The sequence below is a fragment of the Nocardioides jensenii JCM 1364 = NBRC 14755 genome (assembly GCF_001552535.1).
In the GTDB taxonomy this organism is placed as follows: Bacteria; Actinomycetota; Actinomycetes; order Propionibacteriales; family Nocardioidaceae; genus Nocardioides; species Nocardioides jensenii.
In genome coordinates this window covers 1-19,073 of the sequence record NZ_BCRJ01000051.1, presented here as the reverse complement: position 1 = coordinate 19,073, position 19,073 = coordinate 1, and the positions used below count along the sequence as shown (strand labels likewise).

The window sequence follows — 19,073 nt, the reverse complement described above, 5'->3', positions numbered from 1 at the left end:
GCGTCAGGCCGGGGGCGCCCCGGCCCACGTGGCCAGTGCCTCGCGCAGCGCGGCCTGTGCGGTCTCGGCGGGTTCGTCGACCGCGGCCGCCCAGGCGATGTGCCCGTCCGGCATGACCAGCACTACGTCGGCAGGCCGCTCGTCGATCGACTCACTGACGACCTCGACGCGGTCGGTCCACTCACCGGCAACCTTTCGCAGGTCTGCCCGGTCGGCAAGGTCGAGCAGCACCGGGTGGCCCCCGCTCAGCAGCCCGGCGAAACGGGGGTCCAGGTGATCGACGTTCAGTGCACGGTCGTGGAGCAAGGTGCCCACCAGCGGGTGCGAGCCGGGCACCGTGCCCACATCGAGACCGGCCATGAGCGCACCGAGTCGGCGCAGTGCCTGCTCGTCGGTGGCCAGCTCCTGGAAGAGCGTGCGCAGGGCGTCGCCGCCCGGCCCGTGCCCGCTGCGCAGCGCCACTTGGGCACGCGTGTGCAGCAGCGTGCGTTCGGCGGCCGCGCGCCGCTCGGCGTCGTACGTGTCGAGCAGCCCGGGCGGCGCCCAGCCCTGGATGCTGCCGGCGAGCTTCCACGCGAGGTTGGCCGCATCGAGCATGCCGGCGTTGACTGCGACCCCGCCCGAGGGGAACAGGTGCGCCGCGTCGCCGGCCAGGAAGACCCGGCCGTCGCGGTAGGAATCGGCCTGCTTCGCGGAGTAGCCGAACCGCGTCATCCGGCGTGGCTCACCCAGCGGCAGGTCGATGCCGAGCACGCGTTTCACGCTCGCACCGAGCTCGGCGATGGTCATGGGCGCGTCGTCGTCGTATTGGGTCGGCTCGACCTCGGCGGTGTAGACGCCCATCGTCTCGCCCATGCCGTTGCAGGCGAAGACACCGCGCTCGGTGGCGGTGTAGCCGAACGGGATCCCGCCGACCCCGTCGACGTCGAGGCTCCCGTCGTCGAGCACGGTCACACCCTCGGGCACGGTGACCGAGGCCAGCCGCTCGATCTCGGGGAAGGCCGTGCCGGGGAACGGGATGCCGGCCAGGTCGCGGACCCGGCTCCGGCCACCGTCGCAGCCGATCACGTAGTCGGCGGACACCTCGTACGGGCCGTCCGTGCCCTTCACCTCGACGGTCACCGCTCGTTCGGTCTGACGCAGTCCGATCACCTCGTGCCCACGACGTACGTCGACCCCGCGCTCGGTGGCGCGCTCGGCCAGCAGCGCCTCGAGCTGGGGCTGGGGGAGCAGCAGCGCCCGCATCGGAGAGTCGTCGAGGTCGGTGAAGTCGAGGTGCAGCCCACCGAACGGGAACCGCGGCGGCGGCTCGGGGGCATCGGCCATCGGGCTCGCTGCCCGGAATCGCAGCAACTCGCCACGGTAGTGCAGCAGCTGCAGGATCTGCCCGGCGAGCCCGCCCGCCTTGGCCGCCTGCGACGGCTCCGGCCGGCGCTCGAGCAGCAGCGTGCGGATCCCCTCACGGCCGAGCTCCCCGGCGAGCATGAGCCCGGTCGGCCCAGCGCCCACCACCACAACGTCCACGTGCTTCAAGATCTCCCCCGCGATTGCTCGGCTGAATGCGACTCGAGCGTTGATTGTGAGGGGTGACAGGGGCCTTGCGGCAAGCCCCCTGTTGCCGTATACCTTGGAACTGGAAGGGCATTCGTGCCCTTCCATTGTTGTTCCTGGTGGTTCCGCCGATCCAGCTGGTCGAGATGACCACTCAGCCCGAGCGAACGGGGCCGGTCAGTCGCGATCTCGGCACTTATCGAATCGTCGTCGAGTTCGCCTTCGGCCCGCGTGACGCGGCAGCCGCGATGGTCGCCGTTGGCTCGGGCCGGGTCGACTGCAGGGACTGGCTCAAACGGCTGGTTGCGCCCAGCCGCGTGTCGCGGCCTGGAAGCCGAGCTGGAGGCGGGTCTCGACACCGGCGGCGTCCATGAGGCACCGCACCCGCCGCTGCACGGTGCGACTGGACAGGTCGAGCTGGCTCGCGATGGCGCCGTCGGTGAGGCCGGCCAGCAGCAGTCCCATCACCCGCGCGTCGATCTCGGAGAGGCCGTTGGACGGGGACGTCACCACGCCGGAGCCGGCCAGGACCAGCGGCACTGAGTCACGCCAGACCCTCTCGAACAGGGCGAGGAGCGCATCGAGCAGGCCGCTGTTGTGGATAAGGAGTGCCCCGATTGCCGACTCCGTGTGCGACATCAGCGGCACGAGCGCGATCCGGCGGTCGACGATGATCATGCGAATCGGCACGGAGGGCGCGACGTACACCTGTTCGCCGGCGGCGATGGCCTCCTCGGCGGCGTCGAGGAAACCGGGCTGCTTGAGCGACGACTGCTCCACCACGACGCGGTAGGCGACACCGCGCTCGACGGCGCGCTCCTCCGACGTGTTCTCGCCGCCGGACACCACGGCCACCTCGGACTTGATGAAGCCCAGGACCTCTTCGCGGGCCGCCGCCTGCAGCTGCAGGAACCGCTGGCCGACCGCCTTGGCCCCGTGGACCACGTCGATGGCCTGTCCGACGGTGCGGTCGGACTCGCGTCGCCGGTAGGTCTCCGCCAGCCCGGCGATCTCGGTCTCCGCGTGCCGCAGGTCGTCCTGCCGGCTGGCCAGCAGTGCCGCCAGCGCGACCGAGGGCGGCGACGCGACGTACCGCTCGGCGCTCTCGCTGGACCTTGCCGCCAAACCGTTGCGCTCGAGCGCGGTCAGCAGGCGCGCGGCGTCGGCCTTGCGCAGCTTCAGTCGCCGCGCGAGCTCCCGGGAGTCGGCCGAGGGGAGTTGCACCAGGGAGCGGTAGACCAGTTCCTCGTCGTCGTTGAGTCCGAGCACGTCCAGCACGATGCCCTCTCCTTCTGCGATGACGGCTCGTCGGGACCTGACGAATACCGGTCATGTCGTGTTCACGACACTCTATCCGGTCCATACCTGTGGCAGATTTACGAGGGCTTCCCCAGTGCCCGACGAGAGTGAGAATTTCCCATGGCCGGTTTGCGTCGTACCCCCGCGGCATCCCTGACCGTCGCCACGCTGGTCGCGGCACTGTGCGCCGCCGTCCCCGCGGTGGCCGGTGCCCCGGCCGGTGCTCCGGCAGTGTCGTCGTCGGCCGACGCGGTGGCCGGTGCCGCGACGCCGGGCGGCTCCGCCGACGAGGGTTCCCCCGCGCCGGGCCAGTACTCGGTCACGCTGATCACGGGCGACGTCGTCGTCCTCACCTATGCCGCCGGCGAGACGCCCAGCGCGCGGGTGGTCAGCGACGACCCTCTCGGCTACGAGGTGCGCACCGAGGGCGACGACGTCTACGTCATCCCGGGCTCCGCGGAGGACGCCCTCGCTGCCGACCGCGTGGACCGGCAGCTGTTCAACGTCAGCGGGCTGGTCGAGCAGGGCTACGACGACGCCTCGGTCGACGCCATCCCCGTCATCGTGTCGTACGACGCCCGGTTGCGCTCGCACCCGACGGCACCCGCGGGCAGCGCCAAGGTGGCGACCCTGCCGTCGATCCACGCCGACGCACTGCACGTGGACAAGCAACGGGCCGACCAGGTGTGGTCCGAGCTGAGCTCGACGCGGCGCACCATCGGCCGGGACGTCGACAAGCTGTGGCTCGACGCCAAGGTGCACGCCACTCTCGACCAGAGCGTGCCGTTCGTCGGAGCGCCTTCGGCCTGGGCGGCCGGTTTCGACGGCACCGGTGCCAAGGTCGCCGTCCTGGACGGCGGCATCGACGCCGCCCACCCCGACTTCGCCGGAACCATCGTCGCGACGGAGAACTTCACGACCGACGCAGACGCCGGTGACGGCACGGGGCACGGCACCCACGTCGCCTCGACCGTGGCCGGCTCCGGGGCCGCCTCGGAGGGCTCCCACACCGGGGTCGCTCCCGGCGCCGAGCTGCTGGTCGGCAAGGTGCTCAGCAACCAGGGGTACGGCGAGATCTCGTGGATTGTGGCCGGCATGGAGTGGGCCACGGACCAGGGCGCCGACGTCGTCAACATGAGCATCGGCCAGTCCGAGCCGACCACCTGCGACGACCCGATGGCCCAGGCCGTCGACAACCTCTCGGCCTCCTCGGACACCCTGTTCGTGATCGCGGCCGGCAATCTCGGCGGACCGTCCGAGACCATCACCAGCCCGGGGTGCGCCGACGCCGCACTGACCGTCGGTGCGATCGACCTGGACTCGTCGACGGCGTACTTCTCCGGCATCGGGCCGGTGCTCGGGACGCACGGGATCAAGCCCGACATCGTGGCCCCCGGCGTCAACATCACCGCCGCCCGGGCCGGTGGTCGCGGCGTGAGCGCCTACCGGGACATGAACGGTACGTCGATGGCCTCACCGCACGTGGCCGGCGCCGCCGCCATCCTGTCCGGTCAGCACCCGGAGTGGGACGGCGAGCAGATCAAGGCCGTGCTGCAGAGCTCGGTGCGTGCCGAGTCCCCGGGCGACATCTACGAGCGCGGCGCCGGAACCCTCGACGTGGCGAACGCCGTCGAGACCACCGTGTCCGGACCGTCCACGGTCGACCTGGGCACGTTCGCCTGGCCGCACACGGCCGACCAGGCGGTCACCGAGGAGATCAGCTACACCAACACGTCCGGGACGCCGCGCACCCTCACGTTCGCGGTCGACGCCCGTGGCGAGACCGGCAAGGCGCTGCCGCCGGGTGCGGTCGAGACCGGGGTCGACGAGCTGACCGTGCCGGCCGGCGCGACCGCCGTACTGCCGTTGCGGTTCGACCCGTCGGCGGGCCTGTCGTACGGCGACTACGGCGCGATCAGCATCCGGCTCCTGGCGACGACCGACGACGGCCGGACCGTGGTCACCCCGATCGGCGCGTATGCCGAGGCCAAGCACATCGACGTGACGTTCCGGGTGCTCAACCGCGACGGGAACGCCGCGGCCAACGGCACATCTCTGGACGTCTTCGACCTGGACAGCATCGTCGCCCAGCGGATGCCCATGCGCGGAGCGGACGTCACCCTGCACCTCAGGGCCGGGCGCTACTCGCTCGCCTCGGCCGTGCTGACCCCGCACGCCGACAGCACCCAGCCGGCCAGCATCGCGATGATGACCCGGCCCGAGCTGACCCTGGTCGATGACCAGACGGTGGTTCTCGACGCCCGGGAGGCGCGTCGCGCCAGTGTGCGCACCGACCTCCCGACCGTCCTGCACAGCGGCAGCCTGTCCTACGCGCGCAGCTCCGACGACTGGGTTCTCACCAACACCCGTCTGTTCGGCGACACCGTCGAGAACGTCTACCTCGAGGAGACGCCCAAGGTGAAGAACGGTGAGTTCGAGGTGGTCGAGACCTGGCGCCTCGCCTCCCCGGAGGGCGCCGACCAGCCGTACCTCTACGACCTGGTGTTCCCGCACGCCCAGCGCGTGAAGGGCAGTCAGCAGCACGTCGTCAAGCGCAAGCAGCTGGCAACCGTCGACGAGGAGTACCACGTGCCCGGTGAAGCCGATGAGTACGTCACCTACCTCGACGCCTTCCGCTCGATCAGCGGCGGGTACGTCCCGGTCGGCGACATCGAGGAGCTGGCGGCACCCGGTCGCCTCACCCACTACCTGACCGCGAACCCGGACGTCCGGCTGCGTCAGACCGTCGTCCACCCCGACGGCACCCGCTGGTTCCACGGCACACCGATGGCCTCCGCCACCGAGGCGCGCACCCGCGGGAGCAGGACCGTCGAGACCTGGTTCGAGACGGGTCTGCGCCCGGGTGTCCCGTCGTCGGCGACGCGCGGTCGCTACGAGACCGCCGCCCGCACCGGCAACGTGATCTGGTCCGACTTCGCGCAGTGGTCCGACAGCCAGGACGGGCACTACTCCTGGGACATGCTGACCGGGCCGGCCACCGGCGTGGAGCTGTTCGCCGACGGGGAGTCGCTCGGCGAGAGCAGCTGGTTCGGCGAGGGTGTCTGGAACGTGCCGGCCGGCGAGCGGGACTACGAGCTCGTCTACGACCTGCGCCACTACCTGCGCAGCTTCTCCACCTGGACGACGCCGCACACGTCGGAGACTCGCTGGACGTTCCGGTCCCGCGACTCCGCCGAACCGCAGACCCTGCCGCTGCTGTTCCCGGACTACGACCTTGACGTCGACCTCACCAACACGGCGTCGGCGGACCGGCGCTACCCGGTGCGCATCGGCTTCGAGCCCAACCCGGGCTACGAGATGGGTCGCCTCACCTCGGCCAAGGCGTGGGTGTCCTACGACGAGGGTGAGACCTGGGAGCGGCTTCCCGTCGTACTTCGGCGGAAGAACCTGACAGCCACCGTCGACAACCTCCCGGCCGCCGGCGGCGCGGTCTCCCTCAAGGTCAAGGCCGTCGACGCGCACGGTGTCGGGGTGACCCAGTCGATCAACCGGCTCTACCGGGTGGAGTGACCCGGCTCCGGGCAGGGCGTGCAGCCCGGCCGTGTGATGTCACACGTCGGTCAGTCGACCCATCGCGCCGGTGAGCATGGAGGGCCAGAAGATGATCGGAACGAGCACGACGATGATGAGGAATAGGAGCAGGCCGAGCCAGGGCCGTCCCTTCACGATGTGGAGGAACCCGCCCCCAACAGCACCGGGAACCACGAAGGTCAAGCTCGCGGGCATCTGCATGGCACACCACGCAACGGTCGCTGCGTAGAAGGCTGCGCCCAGAAGGCGCGTCCACAGCCACTTGCCGACGATCCGCCGCTTAGTGGGTCGGCGAGCCAGCTTCTGGTTGGCCGACACGTCCTTGATCGGGAGGTGGCAGGAGCGGCACATGGACGATGTGGCAGCGACAGACGCCGTACACACCGGACAGGTCAAGGTCTCAGACAACTCGGCTCCCTCCCAAAGAGGCTCGAGCGTTGAGGCTAGGCGTCAAACGCCAGCGTGATCGCCGCTTTCCAATTGCTCGGCTGTGGCGCGACGTACCTGGCCGCGCGCCCGCTACTGAGCCACCGCGCTGGCGTGGTTGAAGAAGTCCATCGGCATCTCGTGGGCGAGCTTCCAGGTGATCGCGATGGGCCGATCGCCTGTGTGGCTGACGTACGTCGCCGGGCCGAGGAAGAGGTACGGCGACGTGCCGAACTCGTCCTTCTGCTCGTGTCGCACGAACAGGAAGACCGTGCTGCTGCCAGAGAGATAGCGCTGACCGGTCGGCGATGAGACCGAGGTCGTGGATTGCGACTCCCAGTGGAAGAGGTCCCGGCTGATCGGGTAGTCGGCGTACATCGTGGTGGGGGAGTAGTCGGCCTCAGACTTCTTCAGCGTTACGAAGAACGAGTCGACGTTGTGGTCCGGTGAGTACCAAACGCCCTCACGGAAACTGTTCGGCTTCCGTGGGAAGTCGAGTGCAGCGAGGATCTCTTCGCGTTGATAGCGGGCGTGCACGCGCAACGGGATCTCCGGCGTCCCCAGCGGCACCGGGACGTGACGAGCAGCTTCGAACGAGAGGCCCACCACTGTCGAGATCTCGGCCCTGGCAGCTGGCTCCGACCGCAGGCCTTCGAGGCCTGCCGCGTAGGAAGCGTGGCCACCACCGTCAGACCACATCGAGTAGTAGAGCATCCGCGCCAGTTTCTGTTCTTGCGGCGAGAGTTCGTCGTACGGCGGAGCGTCAGGAGCAAGCATGGCCCGGTAGGCGCTGACCCGCAGCGGGTCATCGACGTGCGCGAAGGCGCGGACGCGTTTTAGCAGTTGTAGCTCGAGGACCGAGCCGGGGAGCGTGGGCAGCTCGGAGTCCTGCCGCAGCTTGGTCCACGAGTGACTACCACGTCGCAGGATGTCACTCAGCTCGAGCCCGGACTTCTCCAAGAACTCCGGCAGCGTCGCGTCACCGGTGAGCTTCAGCTGAGCCACGATCTGCGCCCAGCGGTTGGCGATCTGCGAGCGCAGGTTCTCCAGAACGATCTCCTGGCTCTGTCGGTCCAGGCGGATCTGACAGCCCGAGGGCAGGAAGGGGAAGTCGTCCTTGACGGCCTTCTCGAGCTGCTTCCCGTGCACGCCGGTGAGGGCTGTGAAGCGCTTGGAGAACTGGAACTCCTTGCGGTGATAGCCCACGAAGTCGAGGACGGTCAGCACGGCTTTGGTGTGCGTGCGGCGAAGGCCGCGGCCCAGCTGCTGCATGAAGATCGTGGAGCTCTCCGTCGGACGGAGGAACAGAACCGTGTCGACGTCGGGGATGTCGAGACCCTCATTGAAGACGTCCACCGTGAAGAGCACGTTCACGCTGCGCTGCCGGAGATCGCGCAGCGCCTGGGCACGATCATCAGAAGCGGTCTCGCCGGTCACGAGGAGTGCCGGGATGCCGGCCTCGTTGAACACCTGGGTCATGTACGTCGCGTGAGCCACGTTGACGCAGAAACCGAGGGCCCGCATCTGACTGACATCCCCGACCTTGGCGCGCACCTGCTTCAGGATGATGCGCGCACGCGCGTCGTTGCCCGTGAAGACGTCGGCGAGTTGCGACTCGTCGTACTTGCCGCGCGACCACGTGATGGCACGCAGGTCGGTGCCGTCAGCGATGCCGAAGTAGTGGAACGGGCACAGCAGGTCTGCGCCGAGGGCATCCCACAGGCGAAGCTCCGCTGCGGTGCGACCGTCGAAGAAGGACCGCACGTCGGTGCCATCCCCACGCTCGGGAGTAGCCGTGAGGCCGAGAAGTTCGCGTGGCGTCAGGTGCTCGAGGATGCGGCGGTATGTCTTGGCCTCTGCGTGGTGAAACTCGTCGATCACCACGACGTCGAAGGCGTCGGCCGGGATGTTTGCGATGCCGTAACTCGTGAACGACTGAACGCTTGCGAACACATGTCTCCAGCGTTCGGGGCGCTGGCCACCGACGTACAGCTCGCCGAAGCTCCCGTCGCTGATCACCTCACGGTAAGTGCGCATCGACTGCTCGAGGATCTCCTTGCGGTGGGCGACGAAGAGCAGCCTCGGTTGACTGCCACCGGCCTGCTCGCACATCTTTCGGTAGTCCAAGGCAGCGATGACGGTCTTGCCGGTACCGGTCGCGGCGACCACAAGATTGCGGTGGCGATCGTGGAGGACCCGCTCGACTTCGATCATGTCGAGCATCTCTTGCTGGTAGGGGTACGGACGGACTTCGAGCCCCGAGATGCTGATCGTTGCTCGTCCAGATGCCCTGACGCCCTTGGCCTCGAGTAGTGCGTCGTCCAGCCGGTCACCATCTGCCGCTGGGTCGTAACGCTCGAACTCCGGGCTGTTCCAGTACGACTCAAACGTGGCGCGAAACTTCTCGATGAGGCTCGGCGTAGCGCGCGCACTAAGGCGGACGTTCCACTCGACTCCTTCGAGCATGGCGGAGGTGGTCAGGTTGGAAGACCCGACGTACGCCGTGTCCAGGCCGGTGTTCCGTCCGAACAGCCAGGCTTTTGCGTGCAGCCGGGTGCGCTTCGCGTCGTACTGAACCTTCACCTCTGCGCCGAAGTCGTTGACGAGTCGGTCGAGTGCCCGGCGTTCGGTGCCACCGATGTACGTCGTGGTCACCACGCGGATCGGTACGCCGGCGTCCCGCGCGGTGGCGAGCTCGTTCTCGATCAGACGAAGCCCGTGCCACATGACGAAAGCGCAGAGCAGGTCGACGTGGTCGGCGGAGTCGAGTTCTGCTCGAAGCTCCGAGGCCAGCGACGGCTCGCCCTTCGCATTAGTGAGGAGTGCTGAGTCGTTCATTGGAGTCTTGGGCCGGTGCTGCAGACGCAGGATCTGCCCAGGGCCAGGTGCTGGCCGCACGGCATGCAGTTGCTGAAGGGGGTTGATCACCGGATCCTCTGGCGCCTCGATCGCGCGCAGCAGCTCGTTGGCTACCGACAGACGAGCGTCGACATCTTTGATGGATTCCAGGCGATGGTGAACCGCGGCCGCGATGTGTTGGGTGAGGACGTGTGAGGAATCGGCGTCGTCAACCTTGCTGACTTCGGTCTCCCTCGTCGGCTCTGAGCCGATCGCTGCGTTCAAGCGTGCGGTGACGATCGCCTCGTGGAGTCCATCGGAGAGCTCTTGGTTGTGCGGCACGCCTCGAAGCTTGCCAGGCTTTGGGATGGGTTGGCCCCGGTTCGTTCGAACGGGACACGCACCAAATTGCCGGCAGGGTGGGTCGAGGTCAGATCTTGGCTGCGATCAACGACTTGACGTGCTGTGTGGCGCCTCGGAGGCGTTCCATGGACTCGATGAACCAAGTCAGGAATGCCTCGCGATTCTCGAACTCGAGCACATCTCCGCCGGCTGCGCGGTGATAGCGGATGCGGCACGCCTTCTTATCGGGGAGCGGCTCGAAGACGAGCGGCTCCCCGAACCTCTCCTCCAGCACATCTTTGTACGGCAGGAACTTGTTGTACTCGGCCATGTTCTGTTCTGCGCTGCTCGATCCGAAGTACAGCTCGATTGCAGGACCGGTCTGACTGAAGAGGACTCCGTACCAAATATTGGATTTCCCGTAGGGGAGCGTGATCCAGGACTGGCGACTGGATGCGCTGCTGGTGGTCCACGACGGGTGCTGTGAGTGAACGCGCTGGAGAAATTCAGCCCAGAAGTCAAGGTAGGCAGCGGCCTTGCCGCTAAGTTTCGATGCCTTTTCCACGTGGACCTGTTTGGTCCAGTCGTTCGGCTTGGCCACCAATTTGAACAGTGGTGCTGGAAGGCTGTTGCCGATTCGAACAGCTCCGATCTCCACTCCAAAAAAGCGGGTGTCTTCATCCGTGTGGTCGTTCAACCAGTCAATCGCGGCTCGATGCTCCTCTCGAAAACTCGGTGCACACCAGACGATGGTTCTAGGGTCGGTTCCGCCTGCGTAGGTCAGAAGCTGGCCAAGGTGACCGTGGTCGGTTTGCTCCAACTGGTTCTCGACGATGACGACCGAATCGGAGGCGAGATCCTTTCGATGAGGTCCAGAGCAAATCCGCCGACCTTGTGTTCCGCTGCGGTCAATTCGAGCTGCATTCCAAGGACATCTGACAGAACGTCAGCGTTCTCCAGCATCCACTGCGTGAAGTCGTGTGCCTCATGGGCCCACACATCTCTCACCTTGATGTGTTCCAGGCGACTCAGGTTCATGCTCACGTCTTCGGCTCCTTGCAGCGGGGTGACGCGCCTGCGGGACACAGGCGGAGGCTGAAACTGGCTCGTTCATACCGTAGGGCAGCGGACGTTGGCACGGGTCGAGGCTGAACGCTGGTGCGTGCCGAGGCACAGCTGCATTGGCTAAGAACCAGCCCGTTGTCTCGAGGGTTGAGTGGCCTCACTGTCGATTCTGCACGCGACTGGTGTTCGACTGCCCGATGATTCTGCGATGTCGCTTCTCGGTGCCTGTCGGACTGGGCAACCCGGCGGCCAGCCTGTGGATTCTCGTGTTCTGGCCCATTGGTGACTGACTCGTCGTAGCCTCCTGGCAACGAAGCACCGTGGGGGTGTGATGGCTGGGGAGTCCGCGCGCGACCAAGCACGCCGGCAGTACGAGAAGGCCGCGCGCCACAGACGAGAGGCCGAGAACTACGAGCGCGGCGCCGATGGCGAGAGCGCCACGGCCGATGTGCTCGAACCCCTGCTGGCAGCGGGCTGGGTCGTGATACACGACGTCGCCTGGCCGGGTCGTCCGCGAGCCAACATCGACCATGTGGCCCTCGGGCCGGGTGGCGTCTTCGCGATCGACAGCAAGAACTGGTCGGGCACGGTCGTCGTACGCGATGACGCCCTCAAGCAGAACGGCCGCAGCCGCGAGAGTGCCGTGACGGGCGCGGCGGACGCTGCGCTGGCGGTCTCTGAGGCCCTGGGCGGCGTCCCCGTCACGGGTGCGCTGTGCTTCGTGCGGGAAGAGTCGGTCGAGGGTTGGGCGGGTGACGTCATGGTCTGCTCCACCGCGAACCTCGTCGACATGTTGGCGTCGCGACCCCCGACACTGCACCCCGATGCCGTCACGAGATTTGCCCGGCAGGCCGCCGTGACGCTTCCTCCGGCGACTGACCCTCGTCGCGCGGTCATCCGCGGCGGAGACCTGACCGGCGTCGTGCTGCCGCCGACCGGCATGGCCCACCGGCCGCGGCGACGATCACGCCGGAGGCGCGCCGCCATGCGGGCACTCATCCTGGTGCCGCTCGCCCTCGCACTCGTGTTCGGTGTTCCGCGTGCTGCACCCTGGCTCGGCGATCAGTTGACGGGTGTCTTCACCAGTGAGCTCGGGAACGGCCAGCACGACGTTGGCGACCGAGTTGCCGTCACAGGCGCCGGCACCAGGCCGGACCTGGCGATCACGGTTCGCTCCGTGGTCGACGTACGACGGGCACAAGGCGGGAAGTTGGCCAAGGGCAAGCGACTGGTCGCCGTACGCGTCACGATCGAGAACACCGGGACGACGCGGTGGCAGCCGGCAGGGGCGATGGAGGTCTCACTCGAGACCTCGACCGGGCTGGTCCAACCCGACCGACGCTTCGCGGACGTCGACAGGAGAGCGGCGTTGCCTGCCAAGCCGCGGTTGAAGGCGGGCAGGTCGCTGAAGGGGAGCGTTGTCTTCGTGGTCCCCCAGGGCGGCACGGCGACGTCGGTCTCGATCATGCTCGACGCCAGGAGTGGCGTCGTCCGCTGGAAGCGCTGAGTTTCACCGGCGCCGTGCGGGGGAGAATGCGACGCATGACCTCACAGCACACCCGCACCACGATCCGCACGATCGCCATCGCAGCCCTCGCACCCGTCGTCGCCGCGTCCATCACGTTGGTCGGCTCGCCGGCCAACGCGGCCTGGACCTCCGGGGCCTCCGTCCACGGCGGCAGGACGCAGGTGTGCAAGGTCCGGGTGACCGGTGGATACCGGATCAAGGTCCGCCTCGACAACAGGCGGGCCACGCACACCCACATCGGCGGGCTCTACCGTTCGCGCAACGGCAACACGGCGCAGGTCAGGGTCAAGGCGGCCCGTGGCCGGGTCTCGGCCACGAAGGCCCTGCTGTGGCGACCGGGCTATCAGCTCTCCGTCGGCATCGGTGAGCTGGATGGCCGCGGCCTCGGCGGTGGCATTTATCCATCGAGCATCGCCCGCTGCTGAGCTCGAGTCGTTGTCTCGACTTTTCGGACTCGTTCCTCGCCCCGCTCGACCACCACAATGTAGTGGCGATGAGTTTCGTCGTACGACATGGTCAAGACTGACATCAAACCGCGACGGAAGGCTCGACCATGTCCCGCAATGTCACCGCCCACATGTTCTATTCGGTCAACGGCGTCAGTGAGGCGCCCGACCAGTTCCAGTTCGACGCCTTCGGCCAGGAGGAGGGCGAGCGCATGGGCGCCGCCCTCGCCCCGGTCTCCGACCTGGTCATCGGCCGCAAGCTCTGGGAGGAGTGGCGCGAGTTCTGGCAGAGCGACGCCGTCGGCGCCGACGACCCGTTCGGCTCGTTCATCAACCCGATCCCCAAGCACGTCATCAGTACGACGCTCGGCGACGACCTCGACTGGAACTCCACCCACGTCTCCGGCGACCCCGTCGACTACGTCAACCAGCTCAAGCAGGGCGAGGGCGGCGACATCTCCGTCGCGGGTGGCGTCGACACCGTGCGGTCGTTGTTCACCGCCGGCGCGATCGACGTACTCACCCTCACCATGCACCCCGCCATCACCGGTGAAGGACGCCGCCTCTTCGACGAGACCGTGCCGCTCACCCGTCTCGAGCTCGTCGACTCCGGTACGTCGTCCCTCGGCAACGTGTTCCTCAGCTATCGCTTGAAGCCTCAGGACTGAACTGTCGGCAGAGACTGGTCACCTCGGTCACCCGGAATGCCGTGAGAGGTGGGCAGTCGCTGACCCAGCATCCGCGCGACCTCGCGCGGTTCGTCCGCCCAGAGCCCAACCCGGTCAGCGGTCATCTCGCCTTGCGACGTGGCGAGGGCGACGGCACCGTGGAGCACGAGCTCCACATTCGTCCTGCTGCTCACGCCCAGGAGCAGCAGCCCGTCCTCGCTGTGCAGGGTCTTGGTGATGCCGGGCAGTTCGTGCTCGGCGGTGCGTGCGACGTCGACGGCCTCGAGGGGTACGACGACCTGGGGCCGCAGGCCGCCGCGCAAGGTCAGGTGAGTGTCCATCACCACGTGTCGTACGCGATAGGCGGCGTACATGTCGAGCGTCCAGAGAAAGCCCCAGATGCCGATGATCAACAGTGGGATCCTCAGCCCCGGCAGCCATCGGTGGACCATCACGTCGACCACGACGACCTCGACGACCTCGACGGCGGAGCCGAAGATCCACAGCCACAGCATCGGCCGACGAGCTGCGCGTAGCGGACTGGCGCGGCTCCCGCAGGGATGTCGGGGCGGCGCGCGATCCACCGTCAGAGTGAGCGACATACAGCGATCTCGAAAAGCAGCGCATCCCAGGCCAGCTTGGGCAATCGGCGTGCGGCGTTCAATCTGACTCCTCGTCCATCAGTCGCGTGAACGTGGTGATCGTGTCGTCCAGGGTGGCCACCAACCCAAACAAATTCAGAGAATGGTATTGCGCCTCTATTCAAATGAGTGTACGTTTGTTAGCAGTTCATCAATCGAAGTGGCCGGCCTCGTGAGGGGTTCGCGGGCGAAGTTTGATGGGTCAGATGCATCACGGTGAGTAATAGCCCCGAGGGGCCTCCGGCGTCGCAGTGAATACACACCTGCGAACGGAAGGCTTGATCGTGATGATGCACCCGATGACCGACAGTCTGAGTTCGGTGTGCGCTGCGATCGACGAACTGGCCGGGTTCGAGCCGCTGTATGTGCCGATGCCGCAGAAGCGTGAGCTGTTGCGGGGCCTGGTGGCTGCGGAGGCCCGGCTGGCTGCGGTGCGGTTGGCGGTGCTGGCCACCGCCGGTGACGTGGCCGACGACGCGGGCGCGAAGGACCCGGCGTCGTGGTTGAGCCATGACCAGAACCTGGACAAGCGGGAGGCTCGCGCCGACCAGGCGTTGGCCAAGCTGCTCGCCGAACGCTGGCACGCGGTCGCCGCAGCGCTGGGCGCCGGCGAGGTCACCCTGGAACAGGCACGTGCGATCGCGAACGCCCTGGACGAGGTCCGTGACGAGCTGTCTGCGGCCCAGCTGGTGGAGGCCGAGCGGACCTTGTTGACGGAGGCGAAGCGACTCGACCCCGCCGGGTTGCGAAAGCTGGGTCGACACCTGGCCGACGTGGTCGACCCGGACTCCGCGGAGGAGCGTGAGGCGAAGCGGTTGGCCGATGAGGAGAAGCACGCCGCGGAGAAGGCGAAGTTCTCCCTGCGGCCTCAAGGTGACGGCACCACCCGGATCAGTGGGCGGCTCCCGGATGCCGTGGCCAAGCGGCTCAAGCGCTACCTGGAGGCGTTCGCCCAGCCCCGCAAGCAGGCCGCGGAGTCCGATGGCCGCCGGGTTCCCTACGCCACGTTGATGGCCCGGGCGATGGGAGACCTGCTGGAGCGCGTCGACCCGGGTCGTTTGCCCGACCACGGCGGCGACGCGACCACGGTGGTCGTGACGATCACCCTGGACCAGCTGCGCACCGAACTCGCCTCAGGCGGCCTCGGCTACGACGCCGACACCCCGATCACCGCGGCCACCGCCCGCCGCCTGGCGTGCAACGCCACCATCATCCCGATGGTCCTCGGCGCCGCCGGGCAGGTCCTCGATGTGGGCCGGGCCTCCCGGCTGCACACCCCGGTCCAACGCAAGGTGATCCGGCTGCGCGACAAGAAGTGTCGGGCGGCCGGGTGCGACGCGTCAGCCGAGTGGTGCGAAGTCCACCACCTCGTTGAGTGGTCTCAGGGCGGCAAGACAACCGTCAAGAACGGCATCCTGCTCTGCTGCCACCATCACCACCGCATCCACGACCCTGCCTACCACCACGAACGACAACCCGACGGCGACATCCGTTTCTCCAAGAAGAAGTGAGAGCACCCCGCATCAGTCGGTCTGGCTGGTGTGGTGGGACTGCCGTCCGACCCGCTCGAAGCCGGGAGACCTGTTGGGTCATGCGCCCGTGCGCCCCAACATGCCGGAACCCGCCGCACCCCCGTCGGCGGGTTCCGTGTTCATGGTCAGGCAGTGCGCCCGGATGGCAGGGCGCTCGAGGTGGTCAGCTGCCCAGACTCCAGGTCCACGAGCCTTCGTCCCAGTTCATCGTGGCCGAGAAGGCCCAACCTCTGACCTGACCGGCCTTCAACTTCTCATTCACCCCGATGCACTCAAATGTCGTGGTCAACGCGGTCAGATCATCGACTGACCCTCCACCGAGCGGATCGCATGAGGTGTAGAAGATCGGGCCCTCCAACACCCCCTCGTCCACACGCTTCTTGGCATCCTTGGTGATCGAGGCCTGCATCTGCTTGATCAACTCAGCGCGCGCTCCGCGTTCCGCCTGATCAGCCTCCTCCAAGGCAGCGGCTTCGGCCTCCTAATGCTCGCGGGCCTCGGCTTCCTTCTGTGCGGCCGCGGCCTCAGCGTCACGCTTGTCAGCAACTGCGGCGGCCCTTTCCTCCGAACGATCATGACTGACCTTGACGGCAATCCCCGTGACGGCGCCCGCCACGAGCAGGAGCGCGACACCAGCGATGGTGAGTGCGCGGCGACTGGGCATGCGACGCGCGTGTAGGTAGCTCTTGCCGCAGTGTGGGCAGAAGTCTCCGACCGTCTGGGACTGCACGCTGCACGTGCGGCAGACCCGGACGGGTGGCGGTTCTTGAGCCTCGTCGACCTGTGCGGGCTGTTGCTCTGCGCCGTGTGGCGCGACGTTGTCGAACATCTCGACCCCCGTGTTGAAAGTTGGTGCAGCTTCGAACGTCACGGACTGTGCACGGGAGCACTGACATTCGGGACGAATCGGTCTAGACCAGCACGCTTCGGTGGAGCTTGTCGGTGGTCTCGTGCATGCTCTTGCTCGTCGGCACCACGACGGTGTCGAACGGGTCCAGAGCATCGCCATTCGTGGTGATGGTTCGTCGGCCGCACGCCTCCGGACGTGGCCGACCGGCAACCGCGTCTCCCGACACGGTGCCCTCCGGAGAAGACCCGGGCCGCGCACGCGGTCAAGGCGGGGCAGCCCAAAAGGCTGCTCCTGACGACGGGAGAGACAGATGGCACGACCACGCGACTACCGCGTCCACGGATCGGCGTACGACGCCTTGGTGGTGGGCCTTGGTGCGCACTACCTCGCGCTGCTCGAGGTGAGCATGCTCGTGGAGGGGGAGGAGATCGACGCCGAACGGGCGACGCTCGAGGCGATCCTGGCCGACCGACGGGCCGGCATCCATCGACCCCTCGTGTGGCAGTCGATCGACCGCGACGTGTGCACGTGCGCGCTGATCCTGCCGCGTGACCGACAGCCCCTGGCCGAGACCACGGGGCACGTCGATCCGCTCACCTATCGCCTCGAGGCGACGATCCTCGTCGAAGACGACGGGCGTCGGGAGGGCGTCTGCCTGCACTGTGCGGCGACGTACCTCGACGACTCCTGGGACCGCCTGCGTCGTTGGCAGCGGGTGCACGTGTGTCCGCCGGATGCGCCCGATGTCGCGCCGACGGTGGGGCCGATCGACTTCGCGGTGCATCAATCCCAGGAGGACTACTTCCGATCGATCACCCGTGGGCAGCGACGTCTCCACCCGCGCAGTGAGGGGTTATCCACAGATTGAAAATGGGGGCTGGCGGCGGCCGAGCCCGAGGGCGTTCACTCGTGGGCATGCACAAGTCCCGAGGCCGAAACGGCCGCCGTCGAAACCGTCCCAGCAAGAACAGCCGGACCGCCCGGGTGCGTGCTCCCTCCGCTCAGCGCGACGAGCTCGAGCCGTACGTCGCCGCGATCGACGCAGCGAACGAGCGCGAGGCCGCGGGTGATGCCGCGGGTGCCATCGACATCATGGTCGACACGCCCTGCGGCCCGGACGGCGAGTTCATGTGGGCACCATGGCGCCTCGACCGACTCATCCAGCTCCACCTCTTCGCCTCGGTGCTGCCCCCGTGGGTCTACGCGCGATGGACGGTCCAGCAGTCCGGCAGCCAGATGACGCGAAGCTCGCTGGAACGAACGGTTCGGGCCGTCGACCTGACCGTCGAAGCGAGGGGAGAGTCGCCGCGGAGCACGCCGATGAGCCTGCGCACGAGGATCGGTGATCGTGACTGGATCGCGCACCAGCTCGCCGTCCATGACCTCGGCGGGCTGGCGGAGTTCCTCGGACGTCGTCCCGCGGTCGCCGAGCGTGCGGGCGACCTCAGTTCCTGGAGCGATGCGCCGATGGGTGGCTACCGCCTGGCCTTCGAGACCGAGCACGAGCTCCGGTGGACCGACCTGAGCAGCGGTTCGGAGGTCACGACGATCAACCTGGGCGCCGCAAGCAGTCGAATGTACGACGGCCACGTGATCGGCCGGATCGTCACGTGTGAGGGCGTGCGGCTGTTCAGCACGCCGCCCGGCGGGGTGCGTGAGGAGGTGGCCGAGGAGGTGGCTGCTCGTCCGGAGGAGTGGCTCGAGGTGATCAAGCGCAGTGGGGATGCGTGGACGATCGGCCTGCTCACGCCGGGGCAGAACGCGCCGATCGTCACCGACATGGCAGAGGAGGTGTGGCGTGACGCGCTGGTCGGGGACGACTACCTGAGACACGCGGAGTACGACGAGGACGGCCGCGAGATCGAGCCGCTTCCCGACGAGCTCGACGCGATGGTGGTGGACCTGATCATGTCCCTGCTCGGCCACGATTCGGAGGGCTGGTTCGTCGATCCGGCGTGTGTGGCCGCTGCTCTGCTCTCGCCGGAGGTGTGGCCGGAGTTCGTGTGTCGATTGGGGCCGGAGCACGCGGCAGCCTTGGTGGCACTGGGCGAGATCCTGGTCGGCCCGGCCGGTGAGGGCTGTCGACTTCTCGGGTCGACGCTGCGGGAGAGTGCCTGAGAGCGCAATGGGTCGAGCTGCCGGGAGCTGGCTCGTGGAGCTGAATGCGCAGGCTGGTCTCCACCCCTCAATGCCGACTGGCCGCCGGCGAGGTGCCGGCGGCCAGTCGAGGTGTCGTGCGGGAGGTCAGATGGTCGGGCCTCCCAGCGGGTCGCCCGAGTGAGCGCCGGTCGCGCCGGTCGCGCCCGTTGCGCCACCCGCCGGGCCGCCGGTCGAC

The 19,073-nt window shown here is 67.6% G+C and carries 17 protein-coding genes; 8 read left to right on the top strand and 9 right to left on the bottom strand.

Features of this window, described 5'->3' with window-relative positions:
- Positions 1-3: 3 nt before the first annotated feature.
- Both NJ4_RS11825 and NJ4_RS11820 read right to left on the bottom strand, forming a co-directional pair.
- The gene (locus NJ4_RS11825; RefSeq protein WP_245644544.1) at positions 4-1,524 is read right to left on the bottom strand and encodes an FAD-dependent oxidoreductase; all 1,521 of its coding nucleotides are present in this window, start codon (positions 1,522-1,524) and stop codon (positions 4-6) included.
- A 318-nt stretch (positions 1,525-1,842) separates the two neighbouring features.
- On the bottom strand, positions 1,843-2,829 hold the full coding sequence (locus NJ4_RS11820; protein WP_067434902.1) for a helix-turn-helix domain-containing protein: 987 nt from the start codon (positions 2,827-2,829) through the stop codon (positions 1,843-1,845).
- Positions 2,830-2,970: 141 nt separating this feature from the next.
- Between NJ4_RS11820 and NJ4_RS11815 the strand changes: the two genes are divergently transcribed.
- Complete coding sequence (locus NJ4_RS11815; protein WP_067434899.1) at positions 2,971-6,381, top strand: S8 family peptidase; 3,411 nt, start codon at positions 2,971-2,973, stop codon at positions 6,379-6,381.
- A gap of 39 nt (positions 6,382-6,420) precedes the next feature.
- On the opposite strand, the gene NJ4_RS11810 is transcribed toward NJ4_RS11815, so the two are convergent.
- Both NJ4_RS11810 and NJ4_RS11805 read right to left on the bottom strand, forming a co-directional pair.
- Positions 6,421-6,720, bottom strand: a complete 300-nt coding sequence (locus NJ4_RS11810) for a hypothetical protein (RefSeq protein ID WP_067434896.1) — start codon at positions 6,718-6,720, stop codon at positions 6,421-6,423.
- Positions 6,721-6,921: 201 nt separating this feature from the next.
- Positions 6,922-9,666 carry a DUF3427 domain-containing protein gene (locus NJ4_RS11805; protein WP_245644543.1) on the bottom strand — a complete coding sequence of 915 codons (2,745 nt, stop codon included), beginning with the start codon at positions 9,664-9,666 and terminating at the stop codon, positions 6,922-6,924.
- 15 nt (positions 9,667-9,681) lie between these two features.
- Between NJ4_RS11805 and NJ4_RS26680 the strand changes: the two genes are divergently transcribed.
- Positions 9,682-9,882 (top strand): hypothetical protein, encoded by a 201-nt coding sequence (locus tag NJ4_RS26680; protein ID WP_245644542.1) that lies wholly within the window; start codon positions 9,682-9,684, stop codon positions 9,880-9,882.
- Positions 9,883-10,096: 214 nt separating this feature from the next.
- On the opposite strand, the gene NJ4_RS25165 is transcribed toward NJ4_RS26680, so the two are convergent.
- Together NJ4_RS25165 and NJ4_RS25965 are read right to left on the bottom strand one after the other, a co-directional pair.
- Complete coding sequence (locus tag NJ4_RS25165) at positions 10,097-10,828, bottom strand: DUF4268 domain-containing protein (protein WP_169799249.1); 732 nt, start codon at positions 10,826-10,828, stop codon at positions 10,097-10,099.
- The gene (locus NJ4_RS25965) at positions 10,789-11,052 is read right to left on the bottom strand and encodes a hypothetical protein (protein WP_067434890.1); all 264 of its coding nucleotides are present in this window, start codon (positions 11,050-11,052) and stop codon (positions 10,789-10,791) included. The genes NJ4_RS25165 and NJ4_RS25965 overlap by 40 nt, the downstream gene beginning before the upstream one ends.
- Before the next feature lie 352 nt (positions 11,053-11,404).
- Here NJ4_RS25965 and NJ4_RS26410 point away from each other — a divergent pair, with 352 nt between their 5' ends.
- The 3 genes from NJ4_RS26410 (at position 11,405) to NJ4_RS11780 (ending at position 13,715) form a co-directional block, all read left to right on the top strand.
- Entirely contained in the window at positions 11,405-12,580 is a 1,176-nt protein-coding gene (locus NJ4_RS26410; protein ID WP_067434887.1) for an NERD domain-containing protein, read from the top strand.
- Between the two features lie 35 nt (positions 12,581-12,615).
- Positions 12,616-13,026, top strand: coding sequence for a hypothetical protein (locus NJ4_RS11785; RefSeq protein ID WP_067434884.1), 411 nt, complete (start codon positions 12,616-12,618; stop codon positions 13,024-13,026).
- A gap of 128 nt (positions 13,027-13,154) precedes the next feature.
- Positions 13,155-13,715, top strand: a complete 561-nt coding sequence (locus NJ4_RS11780) for a dihydrofolate reductase family protein (RefSeq protein WP_067434881.1) — start codon at positions 13,155-13,157, stop codon at positions 13,713-13,715.
- On the opposite strand, the gene NJ4_RS11775 is transcribed toward NJ4_RS11780, so the two are convergent.
- Complete coding sequence (locus tag NJ4_RS11775) at positions 13,706-14,230, bottom strand: hypothetical protein (protein ID WP_067434878.1); 525 nt, start codon at positions 14,228-14,230, stop codon at positions 13,706-13,708. The two genes, NJ4_RS11780 and NJ4_RS11775, sit on opposite strands and share 10 nt — an antisense overlap.
- 425 nt (positions 14,231-14,655) lie before the next feature.
- Between NJ4_RS11775 and NJ4_RS11770 the strand changes: the two genes are divergently transcribed.
- Positions 14,656-15,867: an HNH endonuclease signature motif containing protein gene (locus NJ4_RS11770; RefSeq protein ID WP_169799248.1), complete on the top strand. Its 1,212-nt coding sequence runs from the start codon at positions 14,656-14,658 to the stop codon at positions 15,865-15,867.
- A gap of 184 nt (positions 15,868-16,051) precedes the next feature.
- Here the strand turns inward: NJ4_RS11770 and NJ4_RS11765 are convergent, their stop codons facing one another.
- A complete protein-coding gene (locus NJ4_RS11765; protein ID WP_157551102.1) occupies positions 16,052-16,351 on the bottom strand; it encodes a hypothetical protein in 300 nt (99 codons plus the stop codon).
- A gap of 18 nt (positions 16,352-16,369) precedes the next feature.
- Positions 16,370-16,759 (bottom strand): hypothetical protein, encoded by a 390-nt coding sequence (locus tag NJ4_RS25665; protein WP_157551100.1) that lies wholly within the window; start codon positions 16,757-16,759, stop codon positions 16,370-16,372.
- Positions 16,760-17,048: 289 nt separating this feature from the next.
- On the opposite strand from NJ4_RS25665, the gene NJ4_RS11755 reads away from it, so the two are divergent.
- Together NJ4_RS11755 and NJ4_RS11750 are read left to right on the top strand one after the other, a co-directional pair.
- A complete protein-coding gene (locus NJ4_RS11755) occupies positions 17,049-17,606 on the top strand; it encodes a hypothetical protein (protein WP_067434866.1) in 558 nt (185 codons plus the stop codon).
- 47 nt (positions 17,607-17,653) lie between these two features.
- The gene (locus tag NJ4_RS11750; RefSeq protein ID WP_157551098.1) at positions 17,654-18,856 is read left to right on the top strand and encodes a hypothetical protein; all 1,203 of its coding nucleotides are present in this window, start codon (positions 17,654-17,656) and stop codon (positions 18,854-18,856) included.
- The last annotated feature ends 217 nt before the right edge of the window (positions 18,857-19,073 follow it).

Coding starts and splice junctions, on each gene's coding strand:
- NJ4_RS11775 (WP_067434878.1), bottom strand. CDS start 14,230: ATGCTGTGGCTGTGGATCTTCGGCTCCGCCGTCGAGGTCGTCGAGGTC.
- NJ4_RS11785 (WP_067434884.1), top strand. CDS start 12,616: ATGACCTCACAGCACACCCGCACCACGATCCGCACGATCGCCATCGCA.
- NJ4_RS11755 (WP_067434866.1), top strand. CDS start 17,049: ATGGCACGACCACGCGACTACCGCGTCCACGGATCGGCGTACGACGCC.
- NJ4_RS11815 (WP_067434899.1), top strand. CDS start 2,971: ATGGCCGGTTTGCGTCGTACCCCCGCGGCATCCCTGACCGTCGCCACG.
- NJ4_RS11770 (WP_169799248.1), top strand. CDS start 14,656: ATGACCGACAGTCTGAGTTCGGTGTGCGCTGCGATCGACGAACTGGCC.
- NJ4_RS11780 (WP_067434881.1), top strand. CDS start 13,155: ATGTCCCGCAATGTCACCGCCCACATGTTCTATTCGGTCAACGGCGTC.
- NJ4_RS26410 (WP_067434887.1), top strand. CDS start 11,405: ATGGCTGGGGAGTCCGCGCGCGACCAAGCACGCCGGCAGTACGAGAAG.
- NJ4_RS11750 (WP_157551098.1), top strand. CDS start 17,654: ATGCACAAGTCCCGAGGCCGAAACGGCCGCCGTCGAAACCGTCCCAGC.
- NJ4_RS11805 (WP_245644543.1), bottom strand. CDS start 9,666: ATGAACGACTCAGCACTCCTCACTAATGCGAAGGGCGAGCCGTCGCTG.